Genomic DNA, 15,648 nt, shown 5'->3' with positions numbered 1-15,648 from the left:
AAAATGAATCCAGAGCAAGATTTACAAAATCAACAAAACGACGCTAATAAAAGCCAACATAAGCAGGTAAAACAAAGTGTTACTAAGCTGATGTTGATTGTACTAGGGATGTTTGGTTTTGGCTTTGCGCTTGTCCCCTTGTACGACGTATTCTGTGACATTACCGGCTTAAATGGCAAAACCGCTACAACAGCGGCAGTAGTCAACGACAGCGGTATCGACACCTCTCGCACTGTAAAAGTGCAGTTTATGAGTCGAACCGCTCAAGGCGCGCCTTGGCAATTTGAGCCTGAGATGAATGCCATCGAAGTACATCCCGGGGAAATGAAACTGGTGAAATTTTACGCCAAGAATGAATCGGGCCGCTATGCGGTTGCCCAAGCGATACCATCGGTATCACCTGGGCAAGCGGCTAACTACTTTCAAAAAATCGAGTGCTTTTGCTTCAACCAACAACCATTAGAAGCAAACACTGACGTATGGATGCCACTGCAATTTTACGTTGATGTGGATTTGCCCGAAGACGTGAGTGAGCTGACGTTATCGTACACCTTGTACGATATTACCGACAGAAGCTAAGACAGTGAAAGATTAGCCCTGAGTTAACGCTCAGGTGTAGAGGAAAATACCATGACGACAACAAAACAATACGACACGTATTACGTACCAGCGCAAAGCCACTGGCCCATCGTTGGTGCTATTGCGCTCTTTTTAATAGCCGTTGGCGCAGGTAGCTATGTTACCAACTTAGAAACCGGTGACGGATACGGTGGTTATATCTTACTCGCCGGTATTGCCTTAGTGATTTATATGGTCATCGGCTGGTTTTCCAATGTTATCGATGAATCGATGGCCGGCAAATACAGTGCGCAAATGGACACCAGCTTTCGCCAAGGCATGAGTTGGTTTATTTTTTCTGAAGTAATGTTTTTCGCCGCCTTCTTTGGTGCTCTGTTCTATGCCAGAGCCATTTCAGTGCCTTGGTTAGGCGGCGCTAGCAACAACTTTGAAACGTGGCAAGTTCTGTGGCCAGAATTTCAGGCGGCATGGCCGCTTGTGGTTACCCCTGATGGCACCACAACAGAAGCAATGGGTTGGGGCGGATTACCACTGTATAACACCATTTTACTGCTTACCTCATCGGTTACCTTGCACTTTGCCCATGTATCGTTAGAACAAAACAAGCGCGGTGCGTTAAAAGCATGGTTAGGACTGACTATTCTGTTGGGTCTCGCGTTCTTAGCATTACAGGTTGAAGAATACATTCACGCTTATACGCAAATGGGTTTAACCCTTGCCAGTGGTGTCTATGGCAATACCTTTTTTATGTTAACCGGTTTTCACGGGTTACACGTAACACTGGGAACGATCATGTTGATTGTGATGTTTTTCCGGGTGTTAAAGGGGCACTTCACACCAAAGAATCACTTCGCATTTCAGGCGGCTAGTTGGTACTGGCACTTTGTTGACGTGGTTTGGGTGCTGCTGTTTATTTTTGTCTACGTGCTGTAGATAAAATTGCTCGCTGGAGCTTGCCGTCATGGGCGGTAAGTTCCTGCCAGCATTACACCTATAACGCTTAATAAACTAGGCCTTATAGGTGTGATATGGCGCAATGGTAAGGCAATTACTGTATTAATAAGGCTTAGGATTTGGGGTAATGATGCCCGTTGCCATGCCAATAATAAGCATTAATACAATTAATATGGCAAGTAACACACGACGCCCAATATACACCGACATTTTCGGCTTGCTGGCATCGTTTTTATTCATCGCATAGCCAGCGCGAAACAGGTTATAAACCATTGCCACAAGTAAGATAATTAAAATAATTTTATACGCTATCACCAACGTAACATCTCCTATTTAGCCGGTATGTAGTCAAGGTAGTTAATGAACCGAGTTAATAAAAAGACACAGATAGTCAAATACTTATCGAGCTTTAACTGGCTGTGGATTGTTATTACCATGGCGGTATTTGCCGGATTAATCAAGTTAAGTTTTTGGCAGTACAGTCGCGGTATTGAAAAACAACAACGGGTTGCGCGAATTGAGCAACTCGGCCAACAACAAGCAATCAGCCTTAGCGCCTTACTTAACCAAAACTCGCTTGAAGACGACCAAACCATTAACGATATACTCGTGACAATTAATGGCTATTTTGTTGAACCCTATGTATTTTTACTCGATAACCAAGTGGATAATGGCCAGCCTGGCTATAAAGTATTGGCGGTATTTTTAGACGCTATTTCAAACCAATACGTATTACTCAATCTCGGTTGGGTTAAAGGCTCCGTTGATCGACGTTACCTACCCGATATAACCCTGCCTAAGGGTGAACATACACTAACTGCTCGTGTCCGTTTTATCAGTAATACCATCATGCTTAGTAGTGATAATTTTCAAGCCATTGATTGGCCGCTTCGCATCCAACAAATTAACAGCCAAGAGTTTTCACAATTAATTAACAAACCGCTATTGCCCTTTACCCTGATATTGGATAAAAAAGAATCTATTGGTTACAAAAAGAGCTGGCAACCCATTGTTATGCCCGCCGAAAAACACTTTGGCTACGCCGTACAATGGGGGGGATTAGCGCTCGCGTGGTTAACCTTAATGATCATCGCAAGCTACCGCGCATTTAAACGCCAACAAGACGGTTCAGTACCCTCTGTAGAGCAAAAATAACAACGAAAATAACAACAACAAAGGCATGTTATGACCGATGAAGTAAAAAAGAATCGACGCAGTTTAATATTATTATTACTGGTATTCGTAGTTCCTATTCTCCTTGCCAAACTCGCTTTGGATTATCAATGGTTTAACTATGGCGTCACCAATCAAGGCCGCTTGCTCGAACAAAAGCTCAAGTTAACCAATTTGGGCTTAAGCGAAGCACAGGGTAAACAATGGCTGATCATTTATGCGCTACCCGACAATTGCGATGAGCAATGTGAGTTGACCTTATCAACAATTGAAAATACCTACTTTGCTCTTGGTCGTGAAACCCCGCGAGTCACGCCGGTTGCGGTGAGTTTATCGCCGTTTAATGCAGAACAACTTACCAAAGTAAATAACAATCACTGGCAATTTGTGAGTGAGCTGACTGCTACCAGCAAGCCCAACCAATTAAGCAGTGAACAAATTTATATTGCAGACCCGCTTGGCAATGTGGTGTTAACTTACCCGCAGCCAACCGGTGATGATGCCGTACTTAGTTTGGGTAAAGCCATGCTAAGTGATTTAAAGAAGTTATTGAAATATTCGAGGATTGGTTAATGAAAAAAACACGTACTCTGGTTTTGCTGTCTGTTGTATTGGCCATCATTGTTATTACCTTAGGCGCTTATACTCGATTAACACACGCCGGCCTTGGTTGCCCTGATTGGCCTGGCTGCTATGGTCACTTGGACGTGCCAAAAACAGCACAAGAGATTGAGCGCGCTGAACAGGCCTTCCCCGAACGTCCGGTAGAAACCCAAAAAGCTTGGAATGAAATGATCCACCGCTATTTTGCTGGAACACTGGGACTGTTCATTGCCACTATTTTCATTATTGGCCTGCGGATGCGCAACCAAGGCATGCCCTTGTACCTACCACTCGCTTTGTTAGCAACGGTTACTTTTCAGGCCGCATTAGGCATGTGGACCGTCACTTTGAAGCTTATGCCAGTCATTGTCATGGCCCATTTGCTCGGCGGTTTCATTACGTTGTGTTTGCTGTATTTACTGTATTTGCGCTTAACCCCATATACCATTGAAAGCGGGAACAAAAATCTGCGCCAATATTCCATTTACGGGGTGATCGGCATTGTGATTTTAGCCTCGCAAATCGCCCTAGGGGGTTGGACATCGAGTAACTACGCGGCGCTGGCTTGTACCGAATTACCGATATGTCAAAGTGGTTGGCAACAACAATTAACATTTGAAAACTCATTTGACTTAGTGCCACCGAAAAGAGACACCTATGAGTTCGGCTTTTTAAACCACGCAGAGCGCGTCACTATTCACGCCATGCACCGCATTGGCGCGATTGTTACCAGTGTTTACTTAATCTGGTTAGCGCTGTTTATTTTATCGCGCACCAGCAGTCGTTTTTTCCAACGCAATGCATTAGCCGTGTTGGCGATTTTAGCGATTCAAGTCAGTTTAGGGGTGAGTAATATCGTATTTAATTTACCGCTACCTGTAGCCGTTGCTCACAACGTGGTGGCCGCCCTACTAATGCTTTCGTTAATCACTCTCACCTACAGTTTACGACGCCGAGTCAAGGAGTAATGTATGGCTAAATCTTATGCTTCTCAAACGCCAATGATCACCACCGGTGTCAGCTGGCGTGAATACTACGAAATTACCAAGCCCAAAGTTGTAGCGCTGCTGGTATTAACCGCGTTGGTGGGCATGAGCTTATCAGTGCCCGGCGCCATTCCGTGGCAAGTATTGATACCGGCGATGCTTGGCATTGGTTTGTTGTCGTCGGCTTCTGCGGCGATCAATCACATTGTTGACCAGCGCATTGATGCGGTAATGGCTCGCACCCACAACCGTCCGTTACCCAACGGCCGTATCAGCAACAGCAAAGCGATCGCGTTTGCCGCGAGCTTGGCGTTTACCGGTTTTGTGATGCTTTATGCTCTGGTCAATCCGTTAACTGCGTGGCTAACCCTGTCGGGTTTGGTTGGTTACTCGGTTATTTACACCATGTACTTGAAGCGCGCGACGCCACAAAACATTACTATTGGTGGGCTTGCCGGGGCGATTCCGCCACTGCTTGGCTGGACCGCCATGACCAATGAAATTCACCCTCATGCCTTGTTATTGGTGCTGATTGTGTTCACTTGGACACCGCCGCATTTTTGGGCGTTGGCCATTCATCGTCGAGACGATTACGCTAAGGTGAATATTCCAATGTTACCCGTTACTCACGGTATCGAATTTACCAAAACGCAAATTTTGCTTTATACCATTTTGTTGTTTGTGGTCTGTTTAATCCCCTACTTAGTGGGTATGAGTGGATGGATTTATTTACTCGGCGCTAGCGTACTTAATGCGATATTTTTTGCCTATGCGTGGAAATTAAAGTTTAATGCAGACAGCAAAACCGCGATGCAAACCTTTAGGTTTTCGATCATTCACCTAATGGTGCTATTTCTGGTGCTATTGGTTGACCATTACGCGATAAATTAACCGGTACTCACGTTTACCCTAAGACATGTATTATGAATAAACTTTTAACCTTGCTACTGGCTATCGTTGCTGTTGCTATCGGTGTCTTTGCCTATAAAAGCCAACAGCAACAAGCCGAGCCATCACACGCCTTGTTGTACAAGCAAACGCGCTCGCTGGCAGACTTTAGCCTAACCGATCACCAAGGCAACGTGTTTAACAATGAAAATTTGTATGGCAAATACAGCCTGTTCTTTTTCGGCTACACCTCGTGTCCAGATATTTGTCCGATGACCTTACAAGAGCTTAACTACATCTACCCTGAGCTGAAAAATATCACCAATGACAAAGTTCAGGTGGTTATGGTTAGCGCCGATCCAAAGCGCGATAGCGTCGAAAAACTCAATCAGTATATGCAGTATTTTAATGATGAGTTTATTGCGGTGCGCGCCGGCCATGATGTGTTATTCCCATTTTCTCGAAATATCGGTTTGATGTACGCCATTGCCGAAGACACCAATGAAGAGTTCTATTTGGTCAATCACAGCGCGTCAATTGTGATGACCAACCCCAAAGGGCAAATTCAGGCGATTTTTAAACCGGTGCAAGGCGAGCCTGGCACCGTACCGGCGATTGACTCTGATCGCATGCTCGCTGACTTTCGCATAATTCACAGTCAACTAAACTAACTCCCAGTTACTATTTTAGCTAACGAAATAATGCCATCAGCCTATTGGTTATCGAGCCACTAGGCTGATGTTATTAGCCCAATGATCACTAAAATCTCAGCTTTCATCACTTTCCCTGGTTAATGCCTCTACAACTTCTGTTTAATCCTTGCTAAAATTGCAGCGTTTTAAATTTCAACGAAGAGACTGACTAATGGGTAGAGCGTTCCAAAACCGTAAAGAGTCTATGGCGAAAACCGCCGGCATGAAGACCAAGGTTTATTCAAAATACGGTAAAGAAATCTATGTATGCGCTAAAAACGGTGGCCTAGACCCTGATGGCAACCTTGCATTGCGTCGCTTAATTGATAAAGCGAAAAAAGACCAAGTACCAACTCACGTCATTGACAAAGCCATTGACAAAGCAAGTGGCGCCGGTGGTGAAAACTACGAGCCAGCTCGTTACGAAGGTTTTGGTCCTGGCGGTTGTATGGTTATTGTTGACTGCTTAACCGACAACCCAAACCGCACCATCAAAGACGTGCGTTTTGCTTTTACTAAGACCGATTCAAAAATTGGTGCACAAGGTTCAGCGGCGTTCATGTTTGATCACGTTGCTCTGTTTTGCTTTGAAGGCGACGATGAAGAAGCCATTTTTGAAGCATTACTAATGGCTGATGTCGACGTAACCAACGTTGAAAAAGAAGACGGTATTATCACCGTTACCGCGCCGCAAACCGAGTACTTCAAAGTGAAAAACGCACTTATTGAAGAGCTTGGTGATATTAACTTCGAAGTGGATGAAATCACCTGGATCCCACAAGATTATAAAGAGATCACTGAAGAAGACGATATCAAAATGTTTGACAAGTTTATGGACATGTTAAACGACAGCGATGATGTACAAAACATCTACCACAATGCTGAAGTAAAGCGCTAATCGCATTAACATCAAAATAAGCGGCTAAGTACAATAACTTAGCCGCTTTTTTATTGTCCGTAGAAAAGCGTTATCGCTGGATTAATGAAGCGCGGTTACGCGAGTAATTCTTTGACGATCAGCTTTAATAAAAACGTTTCACGCTCAATCGACATACCTTTTTTGTCACTGTTGGCCATGGTATTTTCATTATGCGCAATGGCCTCGTGAATGTTAATCCACACTGGGCGCATACCATTAGCTATTTCGTGCTGTTCAAACGCAGGTGCTGTTAATTCAGCGTCGATATCACAGGTGTAGCAATACGACTCCATGTGCATAATATCGGCGTCGTCTTTGTACCAAGGGCGAAACTCTTCATAGCGACCAAACGGTTGAATATTTTGTACGTTTTGCGCGCCCGTTTCTTCTTTTAATTCGCGGATCAAGCCCTGCTGCAAATCTTCACCGTCATCAACCCCACCACCTGGCAAAGTGTAGTCATGATAGCGCTCGGTATACAACATCAGTATGTCTTGCTCACGCAAAATAATCGCCCGCGCGGCTTGGCGATGAAAGCGTTTGCCGCAGAAGTGTTGCAAACTCGGGTGTGTGGTTGTTCGTAGTAGTCGCATCGCGAGTCCGTATCAAGTGACAAGCCTAAAAAGGATGTCTGTTTATTAAAAAATGCTAAGCCTATGCGGCTTGCCAAGCGTTGGCTTTTAACCAACGTCTGTGTGAATCACGTCGTGGCTAGTTCTTGTACCAGCGGCCATCTTGATGCGGCACAAACCAGGGTTTCGAATACCAATAATATCTGCCCGGTTTACTGTTACTTGGCGCGGTACAATTAGCCCGATTGCGTCCCGCTTTAAACCCGCCGTCGACACTGACAATAAAGCTTCGTTCATCTTGCCATTGAATTTCAGCTTTGCCGTGACCGGCAACAAAACAATTGAGTTGTCGTTTATCAAAATCGGCGCTATTCAAGGTAACTTTAGTCTTCGCATCAACGGCGTGAGGGACCACGGTCTCGTCGCGTTGTGTTTGCCTGTCTAAATCAAATGGCAGCGACGCGAGCTTATCTTTTAACGTGGTTAATTGGTGATAAGGAACCGATGCCGGAAACCTTGGAATCGCTGTCAAATCAGTACTCAAACCCACCGCACCTGACTGTTGGGTAAACACCACAAAACCAAGTTGCTGCAATTTTTGCTGTGCTTGTAGCGAATATTCACCGTAGGGCAAGGCAAAGTAGCGCCAATTTTGGCCGGTTTTATCGGCAATAATTTGTTCGGCTTGTTCAAGTGCGGTTAATTGTTTATCAAGCCAGCCCGCTTGGCTGTAACCAGCGGGTGTCTTAATTAATGAGTCATGGGTTAAGCCGTGATTCGCAATGAGTACACCGTCATTGCTCATTTGCTGAATTTGCGACCAGGTGAGATATGCGCCAGGTTCTTCGGGCACTGTTGATGGATTAATAAACACCGTGTACGGAAAGCCATACTGTTTCAATAGCGGGTGACCATTTGCTAAGATATCGCTGTAACCATCGTCAAAGGTGATCACCACGGTTTTGTCGGCTAACGGTAGGCCTTGCTTTAGTCGCTCAATTACGCGGTTTAGCGCAACCACGTTATAGCCGTTGTCTTTAATAAACTGCAAGTGTTTGGCAAACTGCTGTGGCGTCACAGAAGTACTTTTAGGGGTGTGTTCAGATACGTGATGGTATACCAAAATCACTGCGGCGAAACTAGGCTTTAGCCCAAGCAACAACGTAACCAACAGTAAAATAACAAGCTTTTTCATATATCACAGCTTCATAATCGGATATCATCACATTTTACCACAGCGCCCAATAGTGAATAAAGGACAGACGCGAGTGAACGCCGAACAAAAAGAACGCAGCGCCCTATTTGCACTGGCGTTGCCGATGATCTTATCAAACATCACCATTCCCATTCTCGGCTTGGTTGATACCGCCGTCATAGGCCACTTAAACGAAGCCTATTATCTCGGTGCTACGGCCGTTGGCGCAATGATCATCACCTTTGTCAGTTGGTTCTGCGGTTTTTTGCGTATGTCGACTACCGGCCTAGCCGCTCAAGCCTTTGGCGGTAATGATCGAGAACATATAACGTTAGTGTTGAGTCGCGGTTTGTTGGTGGCATTTGCCATTGGTGCGCTGTTCGTTATATTGCAAGGTCCCTACATTAATACTGCCCTCACGTTAAGTGGTGCCAGCGAGCGAGTGTTGGAATTTGCCAAGCAGTATTGCCAAATTCGCATTTGGGGATTGCCCGCGGCATTAGCCAATTTAGTGTTAATTGGCTGGCTGTTGGGCATGCACAGAGCAAAATTGGCGATGTGGTTATTGATCATTACCAATAGCATTAACGTCGTCCTCGACTTGGTATTTGTGCTCTCGCTTCATTGGGGAGTTGCAGGTGTGGCTTGGGCCACCGTCATTGCCGAATACAGTTGTCTTACCCTTGGCTTAATTATGGCCGCACGCACGCTTAACATCAGTGTCGCTGACCTGTTAAAACCGATGCTACTGAGGCCAAAACGCTTTTTTGCCAAGCACACTCTTATGCCGTACCTGTCGCTGAATCGAGATATCGTGATTCGCACCCTGTGTTTAGAAATATGTTTTGTGTTTATCACCTTTATGGGGGCGAGACTTGGCGATACCGTCGTTGCCGCCAATGCCATTTTGCTCAACTTTTTATTGCTCATTTCATTTGGCCTCGATGGAATTGCCTATGGCGCTGAGGCACGTGTGGGACGTGCTAAAGGAGCAGGAAACAGCGGCGATATGCAACTGTCGATTCGCATAGCAACACGTTATAACTTAATGTTGGCGGCGGTGTATTCGCTATTGTTTTTGCTGTTCGGCGAAGCCCTTATTCGCCTATTAACCGACATTGACGACATCATCGACTATGCCACAGCCTTTTTACCGTGGATTGTTGCCCTGCCTATTATTGCCTGCTGGTGTTACCTATACGATGGAATCTATATTGGCCTAACCCAAGCCAAAGCGATGCGAAACACCATGCTTGTGTCCACGTTTTTGGTCTTCTTTCCAACGTGGTTTATATTAAAAGACTTTGGTAATCACGGCCTTTGGGCCGCGTTTTGTTGCTTTATGGCAAGTCGAGGAATCGCCTTGTATTGGCACTATCAGCGCCATTTCGCCAGCACCTCCACAACCAATTAACGGAATTACCTATGAATCTAACTCTCCTTTGTATTATTGTTGCCATGGGCATTGCGGTTGTGGTGTTAACCAAAGGCTTGCGCTATCCGCGTAATGTCGGCGTGTTGTTTATTACCGTGCCCATGTTGATGTGCATCAGCTCCACCATGACCTTTATCGGTGGCTTGTTGGCAAGTCGTATTGCCCCTGATCCCAAGCTCGCCACCTTACCACTGACGTTTATGATTATTGGTACCGCAATAGCTACCTTGTTTATTGCCAAACTAAATCAGGCCTTTTCGCGCAAAGGGGCAACCAATATTGGTTTTGTACTGGCGATTTGTGGTGCGTTAATTGCCAGTGTGGCTGCGCTTTTTGGCCAATTCTACCTATTATTATTGGCGGCCTTGCTTATGGGCAGTAGTCTTGCCTTTGCGCAACAGTTGCGCTTTGCCGCCATTGAAAGCGTAAGTGCTGAACAAGCACCTAATGTGCTGTCAGCACTGATGTTATCGGGGGTATTTGCGGCTATGTTAGGCCCTGAAGTGGCGTTTTTAGGTCGTAACTGGCTGGTATCTGAACACGGTTACGCAGGTTCATTTTTAGGTTTGAGCTTGGTTTTGTGCTTGGCGATGGTGATATTTCAATGGTTTCAGAATCCAATGGTGCATCACCCACACCTAGAAGAGCGACAGCCCAGAGCCCTATGGACCATAGTCAAACAACCCCTTTTCGTTATTGCTTTAATGTCTGGTGCGATTGGTTATGGCTTAATGAGTTTTATCATGACCGCCACACCGCTTAGCATGCACACCATGAATGGTCACTCCCTCGAAGATACCAAGTGGGTGATTCAAAGCCATGTGATCGCCATGTTTTTACCGTCAATCGTCACCGGTTGGTTGATCAAACGCTACAGCGTGCTGTGGGTATTAGTCGCCGGTGTCATTGCCTACTCATTGGTTGCGATAATTGCCTTAAGCGGTCAACACGTTATGCATTACTGGTGGGCATTGGTATTGTTGGGTATAGGTTGGAACTTCTTATTTATCAGTGGTACCGCCTTGTTACCGCAAAGCTACCAAAGCCATGAGCGCTTTAAAGTACAAGCGTGCAACGACTTTGTTATTTTCAGCACCCAAGCATTAGCATCGCTATTAGCGGGCTGGCTGCTGTTTCAAACTCACTGGAATATGGTGGTGCTCTTGATGGTGCCACTGATCATAGTAATGGCCTTGGTGATCATCTGTTACTATCGCATCTCAACGCGGCAAGCCATGGTCGCTAACCACTAACCACTAACCACTAACGAGTGGTAAACAACAGCGATAAAAAAAGCACCGTGAAGCTTGTAAAATCAAACCTCACGGTGCCCTTATACAGTGTAAGACGCTCGCGTAATTAGTAGTAAGAATGCTCGCCACGTTGGTGTTCTGTGACGTCTCGAACACCTGTGATTTCGTCACCCATAACCGCGATTAATTGTTTTTCAACACCGTCTTTAACGGTTAAATCAATTTGCGAACAACCGTTACAACCACCACCGAATTGGAGTACGGCAATACCGTCTTCAGTGATTTCAACTAATTGACAGTTGCCACCATGGCCGGCTAACTGAGGGTTTACTTCAGACTCGATAAAGTAGTTAACACGCTCGAACAGTGGTGCATCATCGCTTACTTTACGCAGTTTTGCGTTAGGCGCTTTTAGCGTTAGCTGTGAACCCATTTGATCGGTGGTAAAGTCAATCTCAGCATCTTCTAGGTACTTTTCACTGTCTTTGTCAACTAAGGCGGCAAAACCATTGTATTCGATGCGAATATCGTCGGCTTCAATGGCTTCAACCGGGCAATAGGACACGCCACACTCGGCTTGCGCCGTGCCTGGGTTAACCACAAACACGCGAATGCAGGTGCCTTCGGCTTGTGTTGCAAGTAATTTTACAAAATGCTGTTGAGCAGCATCAGAAATCTTAATCATAAATGTCTCGCTTAATGCTTATTTTGACAAATTTCAGGCGGTAATAAAGCCTGACTAATTAACTCAAGTATGGTGCCTATAATACGCCTGTTGGCGATAAATTTCCAAATAACTTTTTAATTTTCAATGGGTCGATTACTCGGTGTCGATAAAAAACTCACAACATTTGTCTACAAATTTGCTAATGTACTAATAATAATGATTTTTTTGGTTATTTAGGGAAGTTAAGTGAGATTATTACGGGTAGCGTTTTTACTGTTGGCAGTAACGACTTTTAAGCTTGTGGCCGCGCCATTAGACTACTATTTTGATCAACATACGCGTTTCAAACAAAATATTCCCACACCGCATGAAGTGATTGGCATTGAGGTTGGTGAGCGTCACCTGCGTCACGACCAGCTGATTCATTATTTTCAGGCTCTGGCCAAAGCCAGTAGCAATGTGCAATTAACCGACATCGGTACCACCTATCAGGGTCGCCGCCAAATTATCGCCACCGTATCCAGTGCCGATAACTTAGCTAATTTGGATCGCATTTTAGACAATCGTCATACCTCTTACCAACAGCGCAATAGCGATCCTGCTGTTATCTGGCTGGGTTACAGCATTCACGGCAATGAGATTTCTGGCTCACACGCGTCGCTGTTGCTGGCCTATCAATTAGCCGCATCGACCTCACCTGAGATCAGCCAATTGCTCAAAGACTTAATTATTGTTATCGAACCGAGCATGAACCCAGACGGCATGGATCGCTTTGCCAATTGGGTAAATACCAATCGCGGCGCTACGGTTAATGGCGATCCCAACCACCGAGAACACCATTTGCAGTGGCCTAATTCGCGCCTGAATCACTATATGTTTGATTTAAATCGCGATTGGTTGGCACTCAGTCAACGAGAAAGTCAAAATCGCCTGCGCTATTATCACCGCTACAAGCCCAATGTGTTGGCCGATTTTCACGAAATGGATCACAACAGCAGTTATTTTTTTCAGCCTGGCGTCCCCAGTCGCAACAATCCGCTCACCCCGTCTGAAAACATTGAGCTTACCGAGCTTCTGGCCACGTTTCACGCTCGCGAGTTAGACGCCAACAATCGTTTGTATTACAGCGAAGAAAGTTTTGATGACTTTTTTTATGGCAAAGGATCCACGTACCCAGATATCAATGGCGCCATTGGCATTTTATTCGAGCAAGCCAGTAGTCGCGGGTTTGTCCAAGATACCATCAACGGCCCGCTCACCTTTGCCTATGGCATCAAAAACCACTTACTCACCTCACTGTCGACCCTCAAAGGCGCGTGGCAGCACAAAAAGCGTTTACACCGCTATCGCCACCAATTTTACCAACAAATCGACGATTTAGTTGATGAGCAAGACTTTGCTGGCTACGTATTTACCTCGGCTGACGCCAAACGTTTACAGATGTTTTTACAACTATTAGAACAGCATCAAATAGACGCCTATGCGCTCAGTAAAGACTATCGCCACAAATCGGACATCTACTTGGCCGATAACAGTTATTTTGTGCCTTTACAGCAGCCTCAATATCGACTGGTCAAAACCTTATTCAGTCGGGTAACCGAGTTTGCCGACAGCACGTTTTACGATGTATCGGGTTGGACCATGCCATTGGCGTTTAACTTGCGTTACAACCAAGTCGACACAGATAGAGGCCTGTCGGTGTCAACCCTGCGTTGGCAATGGCAACAAAACGAACTGGCCAATCATCCGATTCACGCAGACAACAGTGATGTGGCGTTAACTCAGTCAGATGACTCAAGTGCTGCAATGCAACCTAGCACAGCCTATGCCTACGTATTTGATTGGCAGCGCTTTAACGCGCCGAAGTTGCTCAACCAATTACTGCAACACGGTATTAAGGCACGGGTTGCAACTAAGCCGTTTAACGCGTTTTTCGATGAACAGACAACTGCGTTTAACGCCGGTACGATTATTATCCCCAGCGCACTGCAAACCACACCGCAGTGGCAGCTGACATTGCAACAGTTTGCACAGCAAAGCGATATCACACTTACCCGTTTGCTAAGCGGTTATAACGACGGCATTGATGTGGGCAGTCCTTCGGTTATGCCGATTAAGCCGGTGAAAGTAATGATCATTGGTGGTTATGGTATCAGCGACAATGAAGTAGGCCATATGTTGTACTACCTCGATCAACAAATGACCATTGCCGCTAGCGTTATTGATGTATATCGCCTCGATACCATTAATTTTAATGACTACACCCATATCTTACTGGTCGATGGCGACTATAACGTAGTCGGTGAAAAAACAGCGAGTAAATTACGCCACTTTGTTGAACAAGGTGGGGTTGTTTACGGGCAGAAAGCCGGCGTAGCGTATTTAAGTGCCAACGGTTTGTTGCGCGCCAAGTTAGCATCGGCCACTGATGCACAGCGCGCCTTTAATGGGCAAGGGCTCGATTATCAACAACTGTCAGAATTTTACGCCAAACAGCGCATTGCCGGCAGTATTTTACATACCCAGCTTGATACGACTCACCCACTTGCCTTTGGCGTATCAAATGGCAATTTACCGATATTTAAAAATTCCAATGACATTATTAAATTGCCTAATGAACCATTTATCACTTTAGGTCGTTATCACGCCAAGCCTTTGTTAAGTGGCTATGTTGCGCAACCGCTGTTAAATCAGCTCAGTGATAATGCCGCCATCGTCGCCCATACATTAGGTCAAGGACGGGTTATTGCCAGCGACAGCAATTTGGTGTTTCGCGGCCACTGGCCTGCAACGGCAAAGATTATCGCCAACGCGCTGTTTTTTGCTCATGCGTTCGATACCACGCCACCTAATTAACGGTAACTGGGGTCTGTGTTGAACACCCCTTTTATCGGCGCCAGCGACAGGGCTATCACGCTCACTTTGCTAGCGCCTTGCTGTTTGAGCAAGCGGGCTATCGCATTAGCAGTGGTGCCGGTAGTGACCACATCGTCAACAATGGCAATGTGTTTGCCCTTCACCGCAATAGCGATCTGCTGTTTAGTGCCGTGTAAATAAAATACCTTTGCCAGCGCGCGACGGCGTTCAGCACCGGTTTTTCCCACTTGTTGGTCTAAAGACAACCGCTGTCGGCGCTTTATGAGTTGGTCATTAACCTCAATTTGCATGTATTTTGACAGCGCTTGGGCAAGCAATGACGATTGATTAAACTGACGCCAGCGCAAACGAGCAAACGCCAATGGCACCGGAACCAGCAGATCGGCGCCAAACTGCACCGTGTGCAGTTGCTGTTGTAACAAGTAAGCCAGTAAGGGCACCAGTTGCACTCGGCGTTGATATTTGAGCTCAGTAATCCATTTGCTCACTGGCGGCAGATGAGGCGATAACACCAATAACTGGTCAATATAGCGCGCGTTTAAGTGGCGTTGTATCACCGCGACGTTGAGTAAATTTGCGCTACACAGCGACAAATCAAAACCCGGTAAACTGCGTTGGCAGGTAGTGCACAACAAGGGGATAGCGTCACAAGACTGATGGCACAGATCACATGCTGATTGCTGACATAACCAGCTATTAAGATGGGCTTTACACCATGCGGTTATACGCGTTGCAAGGGGCGATATTTGCGCTAATAAGGTCATCCGTGAACCGTGATAAAAGTAGCGTTGTGCTACGTGTTAAATCAAGTACCAGCTAGACTATAGGTATAGACTAACGGACAACATAGAACAA

At 45.8% G+C, this 15,648-nt stretch carries 16 protein-coding genes; 11 read left to right on the top strand and 5 right to left on the bottom strand.

Features of this window, described 5'->3' with window-relative positions:
* The first annotated feature begins 3 nt into the window (after positions 1–3).
* Both ACAY30_RS01385 and ACAY30_RS01380 read left to right on the top strand, forming a co-directional pair.
* Positions 4–579: a cytochrome c oxidase assembly protein gene (locus tag ACAY30_RS01385; RefSeq protein WP_290251138.1), complete on the top strand. Its 576-nt coding sequence runs from the start codon at positions 4–6 to the stop codon at positions 577–579.
* 51 nt (positions 580–630) lie between these two features.
* On the top strand, positions 631–1,512 hold the full coding sequence (locus tag ACAY30_RS01380) for a cytochrome c oxidase subunit 3 (protein WP_290251139.1): 882 nt from the start codon (positions 631–633) through the stop codon (positions 1,510–1,512).
* Between the two features lie 123 nt (positions 1,513–1,635).
* On the opposite strand, the gene ACAY30_RS01375 is transcribed toward ACAY30_RS01380, so the two are convergent.
* A complete protein-coding gene (locus ACAY30_RS01375; RefSeq protein WP_290251140.1) occupies positions 1,636–1,848 on the bottom strand; it encodes a DUF2909 domain-containing protein in 213 nt (70 codons plus the stop codon).
* Positions 1,849–1,893: 45 nt separating this feature from the next.
* On the opposite strand from ACAY30_RS01375, the gene ACAY30_RS01370 reads away from it, so the two are divergent.
* From ACAY30_RS01370 to ACAY30_RS01345, 6 genes are all read left to right on the top strand, one after another.
* Positions 1,894–2,688, top strand: coding sequence for an SURF1 family protein (locus tag ACAY30_RS01370; RefSeq protein WP_290251141.1), 795 nt, complete (start codon positions 1,894–1,896; stop codon positions 2,686–2,688).
* Between the two features lie 30 nt (positions 2,689–2,718).
* Positions 2,719–3,279: a hypothetical protein gene (locus tag ACAY30_RS01365; RefSeq protein WP_290251142.1), complete on the top strand. Its 561-nt coding sequence runs from the start codon at positions 2,719–2,721 to the stop codon at positions 3,277–3,279.
* Positions 3,279–4,277, top strand: coding sequence for a heme A synthase (locus tag ACAY30_RS01360; protein ID WP_290251143.1), 999 nt, complete (start codon positions 3,279–3,281; stop codon positions 4,275–4,277). The genes ACAY30_RS01365 and ACAY30_RS01360 overlap by 1 nt, the downstream gene beginning before the upstream one ends.
* Before the next feature lie 3 nt (positions 4,278–4,280).
* On the top strand, positions 4,281–5,186 hold the full coding sequence (gene cyoE / locus ACAY30_RS01355) for a heme o synthase (RefSeq protein WP_290251144.1): 906 nt from the start codon (positions 4,281–4,283) through the stop codon (positions 5,184–5,186).
* 32 nt (positions 5,187–5,218) lie between these two features.
* Complete coding sequence (locus ACAY30_RS01350; protein WP_290251145.1) at positions 5,219–5,854, top strand: SCO family protein; 636 nt, start codon at positions 5,219–5,221, stop codon at positions 5,852–5,854.
* 193 nt (positions 5,855–6,047) lie between these two features.
* Positions 6,048–6,773, top strand: coding sequence for a YebC/PmpR family DNA-binding transcriptional regulator (locus ACAY30_RS01345; protein ID WP_290251146.1), 726 nt, complete (start codon positions 6,048–6,050; stop codon positions 6,771–6,773).
* 95 nt (positions 6,774–6,868) lie between these two features.
* Here the strand turns inward: ACAY30_RS01345 and ACAY30_RS01340 are convergent, their stop codons facing one another.
* On the bottom strand, positions 6,869–7,387 hold the full coding sequence (locus ACAY30_RS01340) for an NUDIX hydrolase (RefSeq protein WP_290251147.1): 519 nt from the start codon (positions 7,385–7,387) through the stop codon (positions 6,869–6,871).
* A 118-nt stretch (positions 7,388–7,505) separates the two neighbouring features.
* Positions 7,506–8,561, bottom strand: a complete 1,056-nt coding sequence (locus ACAY30_RS01335; protein ID WP_290251148.1) for a polysaccharide deacetylase family protein — start codon at positions 8,559–8,561, stop codon at positions 7,506–7,508.
* A 73-nt stretch (positions 8,562–8,634) separates the two neighbouring features.
* Between ACAY30_RS01335 and dinF the strand changes: the two genes are divergently transcribed.
* Positions 8,635–9,975 carry an MATE family efflux transporter DinF gene (gene dinF, locus ACAY30_RS01330; RefSeq protein WP_290251149.1) on the top strand — a complete coding sequence of 447 codons (1,341 nt, stop codon included), beginning with the start codon at positions 8,635–8,637 and terminating at the stop codon, positions 9,973–9,975.
* A gap of 11 nt (positions 9,976–9,986) precedes the next feature.
* Positions 9,987–11,249, top strand: coding sequence for an MFS transporter (locus tag ACAY30_RS01325; RefSeq protein ID WP_290251150.1), 1,263 nt, complete (start codon positions 9,987–9,989; stop codon positions 11,247–11,249).
* 106 nt (positions 11,250–11,355) lie between these two features.
* Here ACAY30_RS01325 and nfuA read toward each other — a convergent pair whose 3' ends face one another.
* Positions 11,356–11,934: a Fe-S biogenesis protein NfuA gene (gene nfuA, locus ACAY30_RS01320; protein ID WP_290251151.1), complete on the bottom strand. Its 579-nt coding sequence runs from the start codon at positions 11,932–11,934 to the stop codon at positions 11,356–11,358.
* Positions 11,935–12,162: 228 nt separating this feature from the next.
* Here nfuA and ACAY30_RS01315 point away from each other — a divergent pair, with 228 nt between their 5' ends.
* A complete protein-coding gene (locus ACAY30_RS01315) occupies positions 12,163–14,772 on the top strand; it encodes a M14 family zinc carboxypeptidase (protein WP_290251152.1) in 2,610 nt (869 codons plus the stop codon).
* Here ACAY30_RS01315 and ACAY30_RS01310 read toward each other — a convergent pair.
* Positions 14,769–15,557, bottom strand: a complete 789-nt coding sequence (locus ACAY30_RS01310; RefSeq protein ID WP_290251153.1) for a ComF family protein — start codon at positions 15,555–15,557, stop codon at positions 14,769–14,771. The genes ACAY30_RS01315 and ACAY30_RS01310 overlap by 4 nt on opposite strands.
* Between the last annotated feature and the right edge of the window lie 91 nt (positions 15,558–15,648).

This window comes from Thalassotalea ponticola, assembly GCF_041379045.1.
Classification (GTDB): domain Bacteria; phylum Pseudomonadota; class Gammaproteobacteria; order Enterobacterales; family Alteromonadaceae; genus Thalassotalea_A; species Thalassotalea_A ponticola.
The sequence above is the reverse complement of the archived record's forward strand: the minus strand, read 5'-3'. Positions and strand labels throughout refer to the sequence as shown.

Bases quoted from the DNA above. Each gene is read 5' to 3' on its own strand.
- ACAY30_RS01385 (WP_290251138.1), top strand. From the start codon at position 4: ATGAATCCAGAGCAAGATTTACAAAATCAACAAAACGACGCTAATAAA.
- ACAY30_RS01380 (WP_290251139.1), top strand. From the start codon at position 631: ATGACGACAACAAAACAATACGACACGTATTACGTACCAGCGCAAAGC.
- ACAY30_RS01370 (WP_290251141.1), top strand. From the start codon at position 1,894: ATGAACCGAGTTAATAAAAAGACACAGATAGTCAAATACTTATCGAGC.
- ACAY30_RS01365 (WP_290251142.1), top strand. From the start codon at position 2,719: ATGACCGATGAAGTAAAAAAGAATCGACGCAGTTTAATATTATTATTA.
- ACAY30_RS01360 (WP_290251143.1), top strand. From the start codon at position 3,279: ATGAAAAAAACACGTACTCTGGTTTTGCTGTCTGTTGTATTGGCCATC.
- cyoE (WP_290251144.1), top strand. From the start codon at position 4,281: ATGGCTAAATCTTATGCTTCTCAAACGCCAATGATCACCACCGGTGTC.
- ACAY30_RS01350 (WP_290251145.1), top strand. From the start codon at position 5,219: ATGAATAAACTTTTAACCTTGCTACTGGCTATCGTTGCTGTTGCTATC.
- ACAY30_RS01345 (WP_290251146.1), top strand. From the start codon at position 6,048: ATGGGTAGAGCGTTCCAAAACCGTAAAGAGTCTATGGCGAAAACCGCC.
- ACAY30_RS01340 (WP_290251147.1), bottom strand. From the start codon at position 7,387: ATGCGACTACTACGAACAACCACACACCCGAGTTTGCAACACTTCTGC.
- ACAY30_RS01335 (WP_290251148.1), bottom strand. From the start codon at position 8,561: ATGAAAAAGCTTGTTATTTTACTGTTGGTTACGTTGTTGCTTGGGCTA.
- ACAY30_RS01325 (WP_290251150.1), top strand. From the start codon at position 9,987: ATGAATCTAACTCTCCTTTGTATTATTGTTGCCATGGGCATTGCGGTT.
- nfuA (WP_290251151.1), bottom strand. From the start codon at position 11,934: ATGATTAAGATTTCTGATGCTGCTCAACAGCATTTTGTAAAATTACTT.
- ACAY30_RS01310 (WP_290251153.1), bottom strand. From the start codon at position 15,557: ATGACCTTATTAGCGCAAATATCGCCCCTTGCAACGCGTATAACCGCA.